Here is a 12,693-nt window from a genome sequence, read left to right as displayed (position 1 = left end):
TCCGTCACATGATTCCGGATGCCAGCCTGTCAAGGCGGCGGTGGAGGCAGTGAACCATGAATGCACTTTCAGATTCCGCATCGCCGCTTTACGAGAAGGTGAAGGCATTTGTCCTCGGCAATATTGGCAGCGGCAAATGGGCCCGCAACAGCCGCCTTCCGTCGGAGAACGAACTCGTCTCGACGCTGGGCGTCTCCCGCATGACCGTCCACCGGGCGCTGCGCGAACTCACCTCCGAGGGGCATCTGCGCCGCATCCAGGGCGTCGGCACCTTCATCGCTCCGCCCAGGCCGCAATCGACGCTGATCGAGATCAGCAACATCATCACCGAGATCAAGGCGCACGGCAGCCGGCACCGGGCCGAGGTGGTCGTGCTCGAGCGTATCGAACGACCGGAAGCCGAGCTTCTGCTCGCCTTCGAGTTCGAAACCGTGAAACCCGTCGACCATTCGGTCGTGATCCATTTCGAGAACGACCTGCCGGTCCAACTCGAGGAACGCTATGTCAATCCCGACCTCGTTTCCGGCTATATCGACCAGGATTTCAGAACCCTCGCTACCTATGACTACCTGCAGAACGCCACCCCGCTGACCGAGGTGGAGCATCTCATCAGTGCCCTGCCGGCCGGCGAGAATCAGGCGCGCCTGCTGCACATTCGTCCCGCCGACTGCTGCCTGGTTCTGCATCGCAAGACCTGGACCGGGCCGGTCGTCGCTACCGTCAACACGTTCACCTATGTCGGCAGCCGCTATTCGCTCGGCAGCCGCTATCTGCACGGCGGCAAGTGACCGCCGATCCCCATACTTAGAACGACCCATCCGGAAGAATGTCATGAGCCAGACCATGAGCCGCACCGCGGAAATCAGGAAGATAGCCAAAGCCGGGGACGACAAGGCGGAACGATTGCTGGCCGAACTGCTGCGCGACCTTTTCGAGATCGAGCCGAAGAATGTCGTGATCAATCACGATCAGTACAGCCTCAATTCGCTCAACGGCTTCTTCGAGACCGCCGATGGTGCATTCTTCTTCAAGTTCCACCAGGAAGAGGGCGAGGAGGCCATGAGCGGCGAATATTACCGCGCCGACATCCTGGCTCGGGCTGGCTTGCCGGTGGACCAGCCTCTGCTGATGTCGGCGCTTCCGGGTGATCAGATCCTCGTCTATCGCCGTCGGACCGATCCGCGCTTCTCCGATGTGCTGCGGACGCTGGACCTGAAGGATGATGCCGCGGCGCGGAAAAGGGCTGTGGACGCCGAACGCAGGCTGAACGAAGCCGTGTTGAGGGTCTATCTCGACACGCTCCATCCGGTGAGCGCCGATGAGGTTGCGGCCGAGCCGATCCACCGGCTGTTCTCCGAGCGGCTGATCGATCCGCCCGCCGGCACCTATCCGGGCGGGCGCATGGCGAGCTTTTATGTCGGCAAGGACTTCGTCTTTCCCAACTTGACGCTCGACTGGGAGACGTTTTCACGCTGCCGCATTTCGGTCAACGGCATCGAATACCGGGACAGCATCGGTGCCCTCTTCCATGCAGCGCACGAGCGGCTCGACCCGTCGCGGCTGGCTGATGCGGGCGGGGTGACTGCACATGGCGATGCCCATAACGCGAATGTCTGGTACGAGGAGCGCGACGGCGAGGCGCGTTTGTCCTTCTTCGACCCCGCGTTCGCCGGCGAGAACATTCCAACGCTGCTCGCCGAGGTGAAGACGACCTTCCACAACATCCTCGCCCATCCGCTGTGGCTCTATGATCCTGCCATGGCGGCCGAGCACCACAAGGCCAGCGTGGTGCTTGACGGCGATCTGCTGCGGGTTGCGACCGATTTCGAGCCGAGCCCGGTCCGACGCTCCCTTCTGGACGTAAAGGCCGAAGCTCTTTGGCGTCCCCTGCTTGGCGAACTGAAGGCGCGGGGCATGCTTCCGGCCGACTGGCGCCGGGTCATCCGGCTGGGCCTTTTCCTCTGCCCGACGTTGGTGATGAACCTGCGGGCCGGCGCCACGACCCATAACCCCGTTTCCTCGCTCATCGGCTTTTCCGTCGCGGTGATGGCCGGCAGCGAGCCAGTGGCAGGCGAGGATGCAGTTTCGCGCCTCCTGGACATGATCGATCCCGACAGAGGCTGACATGATCCTACCTTCCTGGCCGCCGAGGATGTAACCGAGATCAACTTGTCGCTCCCGCGAATACCGCGGACCGGTCGGCCTGCGCTGCCTCAAATGCTCGAGAATGCATAAGTGCCGATCGAGTCGCCTGCTCGAAAGGCCGCAACGTGCTAAAATAAATGAACACAGCGCTTGAGCGCGACGACCTATGCGGTCGTTCGGTCGCATCCAGTCGGTCAGCCGATTGTGACTGACCGGCGCCCGGTCGTCTTCTCCAGGTCGTCATCGTACTCCGTCCTTACCCGCTCGAGTCGGGCGTCTTCCTGGTCCAGACCCCATCGACGGTCGAGAAAGAATTCGAGAGCTTTTCGTGTCTCGACGCAGAGCAATTCACCTTCGAAGCCGTATTCAGTCCGCACGACGGCCGCCTGCTCCGGTGTGAGGCCGGTTTTTGGCCCGAGCCATATCCTTGCGCGCATGTTCCAATCCTTGTCGTCGGGGAACTGCTCTGACAGCGCACGCGTCTCAAAACTACTTCCGGTGCTGACGCGAATGGGCAGATAGGTTCGATACGCCTCATGCTTGAAGCTGAAGGCTCTCACGTGAACCTTTTCGCCATCTGACACGAAATGTGTGGGGACAATCCATTGTCCGGCATCCGCACCAGACGTCATCGACGTATACTGGATGTGAATCGCCCACCTGTTCCTCATCGCTTGATAAAGACGCGACACCACAGAAGCATCAGCGCGACGTTCCGGCTGGGGTAGGGTGACAGAGAGGGGCAGGTTGCTTTCAGCCAGCACGGCCGCAAAAGCCTCGTTCAACGTGGAAGGGACAAGAGGCTTATGGTCGAGGGCTGCCAGATATGTCTTCCGCACAGGATCGTAGGTGGGAGGCGTATGCCTGGCACGCTCAAGATAAAGGCGGAAGTCGAGAGCTGCCTGAGCGGTAGAGATGTCAAAGCGGTCGATCAGATCGCGCCGGTTGGCCATGCCGCGCCACGTAAGACACTGATCGAGAAAGATCAGTCGCTCGCGCTGAGCATGTTTGAGGTCGTCGAATTCCATAACGGGAAAAGTAGCTTGACTCGCGCGCGACTGTCCATCTAAAAATTATACATGTAAAAAATAGACGGGTTTACTCATGCGACTGCTTCACACTGCGGACTTGCATCTCGGGCGTCAGTTCCATGGCATGTCGCTTGAGGATGACCATGCGGCGATCCTCGACCAGATCCTGCAAGCGATAAACATGCACCGACCCGATGTCTTCATAATCGCCGGCGACATTTTCGATCGCGCATCTCCTCCCGCAACCTCGGTGCGGCAATTCAATGCCTTTCTCGGCCGAGTGGCGCGAGAGACGGAAGCGGCCGTGGTCATGATTGCCGGCAACCATGATTCTGGCGACAGGATCGGCGCCATGTCAGTCCTGACGGACGTACGGCGAGCATTGATCCGTGGACCGCTCTTGGCGAACGAAACACCTCTGATCCTGCATGACGCAGCTGGTCCGGTTGCCATTTCCGCCCTGCCATACGGCTACGAATTCGCCGCACGCGACTGCTTCGGCGATGAGACGATCGCAATGCCCGAACATGTCATTCGGGCCCAGGTCACCGCGGCGCGGCGGCATCTTCCGGAAGGAGCGCGCTGGGTCGTGGTTGCCCACGCCTTTGTAGAGGGCGGCAGTTCCAGTGAAGGAGAGCGGCCTCTGGCACGGGTCGGTGGCATTGAGACGATTCGCCACGACATGTTCGATGGCGCCCACTACGTGGCGCTTGGTCACCTGCATCTGCCGCATTCGGTCGGCATGCCGCACATACGCTATGCCGGTGCGCCGCTGGCTTTCGGTTTTGACGAGGCTGGAAGCGTAAAGTCGATGAGCCTCGTCGATCTCGATGAACAGGGCAGGGTAGCGATCACCGCACTCCCATTCGCGCCTACGCGGGGCGTTAGGGTCTTGCGCGGCAAGTTCGCTGACCTGCTGCACGGGGAACCATCGACTGATTTCATCAAGGCAGTGCTGACGGATGATGCGCCGCTGATCGATCCGATGAAGCGTCTTCGCGAGCTATACCCGAATGCTTGTCAGCTGACTTATGCACGAGATGAGCGTGCGCTCGACATCATGTCCGAAATCAAGGTGCAAGCCACTCTGCATGATCCGGCAAAGGTCATTCGGGAGTTCCTGACGCAGGTTCGCAGCGAAGACCCGGTCGACGCGGAGCTGGCGTTGATCGGGTCTGCCCTTTCTGATCTTCGAAGCGTGGAGGCGGAGGTATGAGGCCGGTCAGACTGACGATGCAGGCATTCGGTCCTTATGCCGGCAGGGTCGTGGTGGACTTCCGTGACGCAATTGCCTCGGGCGTTTTCGGCATCTACGGGCCGACAGGGTCCGGCAAGTCATCGATCTTCAGTGCCATGACCTTCGCGCTGTTCGGGGAGGCGGCTAAAGCTGAACAAGAGACAGCGTCGCTTCGCTCCGATCATGCTGATCCCGGCGTTCCGACCGAAGTCGAGTTCGTATTCGATATCGCTGACAAGCGCTATGTTCTGCGTCGGCGGCCGGAGCAGACCCGGCCCAAACAGCGTGGTGACGGTGAGACCCGGGATACCCATGAAGCCTGGCTTTTTGACGCGACCGGTCTTGCACTCGAGGACATAACCGACGCGAACTCCGGCCAGGTCATTGCGGAAAAGAAGACCGGTCCAGTCAAAGAGGCTGTGTTCCAGCTCCTCGGCTACGGTGCTGAACAATTCCGGCAGATCGTGCTGTTGCCACAGGGTAAGTTCGAGACGTTCATGGCGGCAAAGACCGATAAGCGGCTCGAGATCCTGCGTGAGCTCTTTGATGTTTCCATGTATCGGCGCATGGCGGCAAAGTTCAAGGAGGATGCGGCGGCGGCTGAGCGGCGGGTTCGGCAAGAACGTGAAGTGTGCGCAGGGCGACTTTCGGCCGAGGGTTTTGAGAGTCCCGACGCGCTTGCGGCCGGTATTGACGAGGCGCAAGTCGTCCATGACGCGGAAACCCTGAAGGAGATGGCGGCTGCACAGACGTTCGATGCTTCACGGACGGCACTTGCTGCAGCCCGTCAGCTCGAGGACCAGTTTCGAGCCGCCGAGAAAGCCAGGTCGGATGTCGAAGCCCTCATTGGAAAGGCTGAGCAAATCCGTGAACTGCAGGAGCGCGTCGACAATGCCAAGCGTGCCCAAGCGCTCCTGGACGTCGAGCGCCACGCGAAAGGTGCCGAGACGGAAAGTCTCGAAGCTGAGGAAACAATGGGAGCGGCCGCGGAGGCAAACAACGCAGCGGCGGAAAAAGCTGGAGCCGCCGCCAGAATGCACGAAGAGGAACGGGAAAGATCGGGAGAAATTGAGGCCCTGCGGCAAGCGGTCGGTAGGATTGGACGCCATCAACTGACCCTTTCCGATGCAAGCCTTTACGCCGAGAAGGCGGATGCAGCCTTAAAGGCCGTTCAGCAGGCGAAGAAGGCTTTCGATCGCGTCGAGGCGCGTATCGAGGAAATGCGTGGCCGGAAACTCGAAAAGGAGCGGGCACTCGGATCCACTCGGGAGAATGATGCCGCGCGCCAGCGGCTAGTCCATCAGCGATTGCTCGTTGAAAATGAGCTTAAAACAGCCGAGCTCCATCAGACTGCTCTCGACGTCGCCGACAGGGCGCGCGTCGAAATGCAGGCGTTGAAAGCGGAGAACGAAGAGGCGGTCCAGTGGGCACAGGCCGCGCGGTCGTGCTTTGCCGCTGCAGAGGCTGCCCTTGCGGAGGCCCAAGCTATTCATTTGGCTGCCAAGCTTGCAGCGGGCGGGGCCTGCCCTGTCTGCGGATCGACCGAGCACCCTCTTCCCGCTGTCGGCAGGGCCGAGCATGCCGGTCTCGATCAGTCGTTTAGAGATGCGAAGGCCCAATGGGAGGCAGCGCAAAGGTCCGAGCAGGACGCTTCTCGCCTTTTCGCTTCCGCGCAAGCGAAATGGCAGGAACGCCAGGAAAGACTGGGCGCACTCCCTAAGCCTGAACAGCCGGCCGCCGATCTGCGCACCGCGATTGCCGGCTTGGGCCGGCAGATCGAAGAGCTCGGCCCGGCGATCGATCTCGTTGAGGCTGAGGCCGCACTGACCACATTAGCGACCGAGATTGGCTCAACGGAACAGGAGCGCGACAGCCTCCGCACGGCGTTCGAGAGATCGAAAACCAATGAAGCGCTCGCGCGCGATAGGTTCGAGCAGGCGATCGCGACGGTTCCCCAGGAACTGCGGACGCCGGACGCTCTGATTGCCATGCTCGCCGAACATGAACGCCAGCTCGCAGCTCGAATGGATGCGGCAAGAGTTGCGGAGGATGCTGCACGCCGATCCCGTGAAGCCGCGATCATTGCCAATACGGCAGCAGACGCGGCCAGGCAGGCGTATGAGAACGCAATTGTTCGCCGAGATAAGGCCCAAGCGGAGTTCCAGGCCCGTCTGGCGAAGAGCGGCTTGATGGAACCTCAATTCAACGGTTTCAAGCAGCTGATCGGCACGATCGAGGCTGATGCTCAGGAGATCGCAGATTACCGCAATGCATTGACGATAGCGCATAGCAACGAAGAGACTTCGACACGCGCGGTGGAGGGCCGCGAACGGCCAGATACCCATACTTTGCAAGAGGCTTATGACACGGCAGACGAGACGCTCGATCTTGCCAAGACGGCGCGTGCCCAGGCGCAGGCGCGGCTACGGCAACTCGAGAAGCTTCAGCTCGATATCGCCAGTCAACTGAAGCGGCTCGACGAGATCGAAACTGAGACGGCCTCGCTCCGCACGCTTGCGGCCCTGTTCAATGCTGAAAATCCGTTGCGGTTGGACCTTGAGACTTATGCGATCGGTGCGATGTTCGACCAGGTGCTGGTCGCAGCAAACCAACGGCTTGGTCCTATGAGCGGTGGCCGCTTCAGCCTCGAACGTGAAATCGAAGGTGGAGCAGGCCGCTCGCGCCGCGGCCTTGGTATCCGGGTGTTTGATGTACACACCGGTAAGGCACGTCCCACGTCGACACTGTCAGGTGGTGAGACGTTCATGGCCGCCTTGGCCTTGGCGCTTGGTCTTTCTGATATCGTCGAGAGCGTGAGCGGGCAGGTGCGGCTCGACACCATTTTCATCGACGAGGGCTTCGGCAGCCTCGATACCCAAAATGAGGCCGGCACGCTCGATCAGGTTCTGCAGGTACTTACCAATCTCGTAGGTCAGAGGCGCGTGGTGGGTCTGATTTCTCACGTGCCATTGGTGCAGGAGACAATTCCGAACGGATTCTATGTGCGAAAAGAACCGCGGGGAAGTTTCGTCGAGGCACGAGGAATGAATTGAAACATGGCCGTGGCAGATGGTTGACCGCTTGTTCCGGGAGGAGAGACGACGTCTGCGGTTTCCTTCTGACCCACCGGGACCTCAGCCAAGCTGTGTCGTGGGCCGATGTGCGAGGCTTTAAACAGGTGATTCTAGTTTCATTTCCGTGGATGTGTGCCTGTTAGCTCCTTCAAATGCAATTGCGGTTAGCATCAGGGCATTCTTTCGCAAAGCTTTCTTGCGGCTTCCGCCACTCCGGCGGTTCTTTCTGGGATGAACTCCGCCTCGCAAAGATCATTGATCGTCTGACGCCGGCGAATGAGCCGCGACGCCGCGCCGTCGAAGAGATATTCGGCGGCATGCATGCGGCTGTTGTAATTCGACGACATTGACGCGCCGTAAGCCCCAGCATTGTGGAAAACCAGGAAATCACCGACCTGGGCGGGCGGCAGGTTTCGGGTTTCGACAACGCTGTCCGGTCCCTGGGTGAGGACGTCACCAGACTCGCAGAGCGGGCCGGCGATCACTGTCGGGCGCAGGCTGGAAGACGAGAAACACCGCCCGTCGCGCGGCAGCACGGAAATCTCGTGATAGCTGCCATAGAGGGCTGGCCGCATCAGATCATTGAAGCCTGCATCGCAAAGAGTGAAGTGATTGCGGCCCATCTGCTTCGTGGCGCGGACCTCCGCCAGCAACAATCCGGCCTCCGCGACGAGGAAGCGCCCTGGCTCGATCTCCAGCCGCATGGGGTGGCCGAACCGGTTTTCAGCTTCCTTGCGGACCTTGTCCCAAAGCTCGAAATAATGCGCCGTATCGACGGCCTTTTCATCCTCACGATAGGGAACGGAGAGACCGCCGCCCGCCGAGATCGCCTCGAGATCATGATCCAGATCGCGCAGCAGACCAGTCATAGCATGACACACCTGCTGCAGGTGTCTGTAATCGACGCCGGATCCGATGTGCAGGTGCAATCCGACAAGGTGCAGGTGGTAGCGCCGCACCAGTTCCACGGCATGGCGAAGCTCGTCATGCCAGATGCCGTGCTTGCTGCTCTCGCCACCGGTGTTCGTCTTCTTGCTGTGGCCGTGGCCGAAGCCGGGGTTGATCCGAAGCCAGACGCGATGGCCCGGCGACACCTCCCCTAGCTGGTGCAGCATGTCGGTCGATCCGGCATTCACCTCCACCTTGTCTTTCACGACGCGGCGAAGAGTCGAACGGTCGAGGATATCGGCGGTATAGACGATACCCGACGCGCCGCTGGCCGTGCGGCCGCTGGAAAAGCCCGCACGTTGCGCGCGCTCGATTTCCCCGAGCGATACCGCATCCACATGCACACCCGCCTCGCGCATGAGGGAAAGGATATGGATGTTGGAACATGCCTTTTGGGCGTAACGGATCACGTCGAAGGCGCCGAGCTGCTTTATCCGATCGCGGATCGTCGGAGCGTCGTAGACCCACAAGGGCGTTGCATGTTCGTTCGCGAGGCGGGTCAGGAGGTTTGCAGGAATATTCTTCATGGCGCGGGCTTCTCATAGGCGGCCTGGCAGCGTGCGCAGGGCAGGATTGAGGACAGGTGACAGACAAAATGATGAGGCAGGCTTCGGCAATAACGGCCAGGCGGAGTGCTTCGCTGAGATTGAACAACCCAGTGCCCAACGCCGACGATATTATAAGAGATGTGCTCGATGAGCCTCCAAGCTTTGCATTTTTGTGATTGCGTCTGTGGGGATGCAATTTCACTTGGTTTCACCATGAATATCGTCATATTCAAAATATCAATAATTTCACCATCCTTTCATTTTTGATATACGTGCAAGAAGGGGAGCCAAATGAATGTCCGTCACGCTTCGGCATATCGAGGTCTTCCACGCCGTCATGACCACCGGCAGCGTCACTGGTGCCGCCGACATGCTGAAGACTTCCCAACCCACCGTGAGCCGGGAACTGGCACGTTTCGAATATCTCATTCAAATCAAACTGTTTGAGCGCATACGGGGGCGGCTGCGACCGACTGCGCATGCGCTGCAATTATTCGAGGAAGTGCAGCGCGCCTATTTTGGGCTGGATCGAATTGTCCGCACCGCCACGGCGCTACGCCGGTTTGAGCAAGGCCAGCTTTCAATCGTGTGTCTTCCGGTATTTTCGCAATCACTCCTGCCGCAAACATGCAGGCTGGTTGCCGAGCGGTTCCCCGATGTGGGAATAAGCATCACCCTCCAGGAATCGCCTTTGCTGGAGGAATGGTTATCGGCTCAGCGCTACGACTTCGGGCTGACAGAAATCGGACATGCACCGCAGGGTACGGAAGCAACCGCGCTGGTGATGCTGGATGAGGTCTGCGTGCTACCGGACGGGCACCCTCTCTTGAGAAAGACAATCCTTTCTCCGGGCGATTTCGAGGGACAACCTTTTGTCAGCTTGTCGGCTACGGACAGCTACCGACAGCAGATCGACAGGATATTTCGGGAGACCGGTATAACGCGCCGAATGGTCATCGAAACTCATAGCGCCGCGTCCATCTGCGCCATGGTGCGTGAAGGCGTCGGCCTTGCGATCGTCAATCCCCTGACTGCCCTGGATTATGCGCACAACGGCGTGCACATTCGCCCATTCTCTGTATCGATACCGTTTTCCGTCAACATCGTGCGGCCAATCCATCGGCCGCCGTCGCGCTTGGTGGAGGTTTTCCAGAGCGAGCTGACCGAACAAGCCAAACTCATCAAAAAGCAGATCGCTTCACTCGTCAGCCTTTAGCCAGCACATTTCGTACAGCGCTAGCCGAGGCGACCGCGATAAGAACGGTCGGCAGATCCCCTCGATATCAACAAGTCGTCCGGAGTTTTGCGACAGCCGAGCAATTTCCGGTATCGCCGCATATGAAGTCAGCGCGGGCGGCGACTTCTAAACGGACAGGCAGAAAACCCTCTGACCTTCGGCTTAAGATCCTGCTCCCGACGCCAGCAATGCTGCTCACTCTGATGCGTGACGGGATCGGCCCACCGGTCATGTCCTGCGAGGTTGTTCAAACCATTGCCTGAAGGGCAGCATTGAATGGGTTCTGTCCGAAATGAGCGATTCCCCGTACAGGGGCAAAATAAGCGTCAGCCATACAATCTCGCTTTTAGAGTGCAATTTCATTTGATATGGCTTGAGACGAAGAGCTTGGGCACATTGAGGTTCCACTTTGCCGTCGTAAACACCGGTCTCAATCCGTTTTCACCCTCATAGGACAGGATAGCTTCGCGCTCATCCTGACGATCACGTTCATCGGGTGGTGGCCTGAGACCGGTTGGCATTGTTGAAATTGTGCCATGCGCCAGCTTCGGCTGTCTCAGCTCTTCCGTCGCCCGAAACATCGCCAGCCGTGCCCGCCATGGGCTAATCTTATCACCGTCTTGATGAGCTTCCTTCAGGAAGACCAAGACGACATGAGCAATCTTCTTAGAGTTGAATGGACGATTATCCCTCGAATTCCGCCGCAGCCGTGGCTCGACTGCAGTGGATGCTCTGCCCCGAAACCTTTTGAATGCAGCGGAAAGACGAGGCTGAATGCCAATGGCAAAAAGCTTGATGCCTGGCTGATCTACACGTGCTCGGCGTGCGGCAAGACCTGGAGCCGGCCTATTTTCGAACGCCGCAGTATCGGCGACATTGACGCCAAAACGCTGCTGGCCCTCCAGAGCAACGATCCCACCTGGATCAGCGCCCGAGCCTTCGACCTTGTCGCACTGAGACGAAAGACCCAGCGTATCGTCGAGTTCGACGATGCTGATGTGCGGAAGGTCGTTCTCAGTATGACGCCGGTATGGTCCTCGGTTGAAATCAACATGGTCGTGCCGATGCTAGCAAGCATTCGCGTCGACAAGCTGATCGCCTCCGAGTTTGGCTTGTCCCGCAACCGCGTGCAGTCACTTTGGGCCGCTTCTGCGCTCCGATCTGACACCGATGGGGGAGATATGCTGCGACGGCGCGTCAGGAACGGGTCGCGGCTGGTGCTCGATGTTGTCGAGCTGAATGATCGAGTATCCATCGAGATGGCCGCGTGTGGTCGATAGTTGGCAGCCCCGCACGCGCAGCAGGGTCGCAATCCGCTGCGCGTGGTTTCTTGCGGTTGATGGCAGTTAGCGGACTAGCCGACGCACCATGATGACATCGTCGATTTCTTTCCCCACGTGCACAATGCCGCTTGGGATTTTCGGTCCACCTGAGAAAATCCCTCACGGTTGTAGAAACGTATGGCCGCTGGGTTTTCGGCGCTCACAGCCAGTTCCAATTGCACGATGCCGTGATCAAGCGCGTACCGCCCGGATCATAAGCACAAACGCCGCCAGATCACGCCATCTGGCGAAACGCGGTGCGGCCACGCACGCCTCCGGCGTCGGTTGTGGCTCGCGAACGTCAACAATCCGAAACCCTGCATGGGCGATGCCATTGAGGTATTCACTGAGCGTGCGGGGAAAGCGAGGCACCTCAAACAGCGCTACGTCCTCAACGCTCGGCCGGTCACCAAAGCGCCAACTCTCAACAAAATTGGTTTGGTCGAAATATCGAGCAACGACCAAGCCAGTCGGCTTTCCTTTGACATCCCTCTGCCACTGTAATCCGGGGGTAATGAAACAGGGGTGCAGAACGCTGAACGCAATGCATCCACCCGGCCGCAGGAGCCTGAAGGCCTCCCGCATCGCCGCTGGAAAATCCGGCCCGTCCATCAAGGCCATCGTCGATACGACGGCATCGAAGGAGGCATCCTCGAAACCGGTGTTTCCGGTGTAGGATGCGACCTCATACCGGATGCAGAGTGGGACGTGGTGCTCAGCCTTACGTGCATGTCCAATCATTTTCTCGGAAAGATCGATGCCGGTCATTCGTGCACCCAACTCGGCGAACCGTCTGGTGTTGGAGCCTTCGCCGCAGCCAAAATCGATGACGTCCAATCCTGCGATACTTGGCAGAAAGGCTTGAAACGCCGGAAAGGTGAATAGCTCGCGATAAGTGTCGTAGCCGTTCCGGACATCATGTGCCCATTGATCGGCATTGTCGTCCCAACGGGCAGCAACTTCGGCTTCAGATACTTGGGTCACTCTTTGCTCCTTCGAAAGGCCCGCCGGCGACAGGAAAGAGCCTCGCACGCCTTTGGCATTTACGCCCGCGGGGATAGTTTCCCTTCTGATCGAGACAACTTCGTTAAATTGGAATCGTTGAAAAATACCGCCACAAATCATCGCTTCATGATGAAGTCACCTCATTT

Annotated in this window: 10 protein-coding genes and 1 pseudogene; 6 read left to right on the top strand and 5 right to left on the bottom strand. The window is 59.1% G+C overall.

Going from position 1 to position 12,693, the window contains the following annotated elements; all coding sequences use genetic code 11:
• The first annotated feature begins 56 nt into the window (after nt 1-56).
• Together hutC and ACZ9DP_RS11470 are read left to right on the top strand one after the other, a co-directional pair.
• Entirely contained in the window at nt 57-788 is a 732-nt protein-coding gene (gene hutC / locus ACZ9DP_RS11475; protein WP_476201746.1) for a histidine utilization repressor, read from the top strand.
• A gap of 43 nt (nt 789-831) precedes the next feature.
• Nucleotides 832-2,124 (top strand): hypothetical protein, encoded by a 1,293-nt coding sequence (locus ACZ9DP_RS11470; protein ID WP_476201745.1) that lies wholly within the window; start codon nt 832-834, stop codon nt 2,122-2,124.
• 215 nt (nt 2,125-2,339) lie between these two features.
• On the opposite strand, the gene ACZ9DP_RS11465 is transcribed toward ACZ9DP_RS11470, so the two are convergent.
• Complete coding sequence (locus tag ACZ9DP_RS11465; RefSeq protein WP_476201743.1) at nt 2,340-3,173, bottom strand: BrxR family transcriptional regulator; 834 nt, start codon at nt 3,171-3,173, stop codon at nt 2,340-2,342.
• Between the two features lie 76 nt (nt 3,174-3,249).
• On the opposite strand from ACZ9DP_RS11465, the gene ACZ9DP_RS11460 reads away from it, so the two are divergent.
• Both ACZ9DP_RS11460 and ACZ9DP_RS11455 read left to right on the top strand, forming a co-directional pair.
• Nucleotides 3,250-4,392, top strand: a complete 1,143-nt coding sequence (locus tag ACZ9DP_RS11460) for an exonuclease SbcCD subunit D (protein WP_476201741.1) — start codon at nt 3,250-3,252, stop codon at nt 4,390-4,392.
• Entirely contained in the window at nt 4,389-7,466 is a 3,078-nt protein-coding gene (locus tag ACZ9DP_RS11455) for an AAA family ATPase (RefSeq protein ID WP_476201739.1), read from the top strand. The genes ACZ9DP_RS11460 and ACZ9DP_RS11455 overlap by 4 nt, the downstream gene beginning before the upstream one ends.
• A gap of 191 nt (nt 7,467-7,657) precedes the next feature.
• Here the strand turns inward: ACZ9DP_RS11455 and lysA are convergent, their stop codons facing one another.
• Nucleotides 7,658-8,962 carry a diaminopimelate decarboxylase gene (gene lysA / locus ACZ9DP_RS11450; protein WP_476201737.1) on the bottom strand — a complete coding sequence of 435 codons (1,305 nt, stop codon included), beginning with the start codon at nt 8,960-8,962 and terminating at the stop codon, nt 7,658-7,660.
• 316 nt (nt 8,963-9,278) lie between these two features.
• Between lysA and ACZ9DP_RS11445 the strand changes: the two genes are divergently transcribed.
• Nucleotides 9,279-10,199, top strand: a complete 921-nt coding sequence (locus ACZ9DP_RS11445; RefSeq protein WP_239601423.1) for a LysR family transcriptional regulator — start codon at nt 9,279-9,281, stop codon at nt 10,197-10,199.
• Between the two features lie 380 nt (nt 10,200-10,579).
• Here ACZ9DP_RS11445 and ACZ9DP_RS11440 read toward each other — a convergent pair whose 3' ends face one another.
• A complete protein-coding gene (locus ACZ9DP_RS11440; protein ID WP_476201735.1) occupies nt 10,580-10,867 on the bottom strand; it encodes a hypothetical protein in 288 nt (95 codons plus the stop codon).
• A 6-nt stretch (nt 10,868-10,873) separates the two neighbouring features.
• On the opposite strand from ACZ9DP_RS11440, the gene ACZ9DP_RS11435 reads away from it, so the two are divergent.
• On the top strand, nt 10,874-11,500 hold the full coding sequence (locus ACZ9DP_RS11435; RefSeq protein WP_476201733.1) for a DUF1062 domain-containing protein: 627 nt from the start codon (nt 10,874-10,876) through the stop codon (nt 11,498-11,500).
• Between the two features lie 66 nt (nt 11,501-11,566).
• Here the strand turns inward: ACZ9DP_RS11435 and ACZ9DP_RS11430 are convergent.
• Together ACZ9DP_RS11430 and ACZ9DP_RS11425 are read right to left on the bottom strand one after the other, a co-directional pair.
• Nucleotides 11,567-11,745 (bottom strand): annotated as a pseudogene (locus ACZ9DP_RS11430) (N-acetyltransferase family protein); the annotation flags it as partial.
• Nucleotides 11,735-12,667: a class I SAM-dependent methyltransferase gene (locus ACZ9DP_RS11425; RefSeq protein WP_476201731.1), complete on the bottom strand. Its 933-nt coding sequence runs from the start codon at nt 12,665-12,667 to the stop codon at nt 11,735-11,737. The pseudogene ACZ9DP_RS11430 and the gene ACZ9DP_RS11425, both read right to left, overlap by 11 nt.
• Between the last annotated feature and the right edge of the window lie 26 nt (nt 12,668-12,693).

Source organism: Rhizobium sp. USDA 4016 (assembly GCF_056279705.1).
Note: the sequence above shows the minus strand (reverse complement) of the source record. Positions and strands in the feature narration are given on the sequence as shown.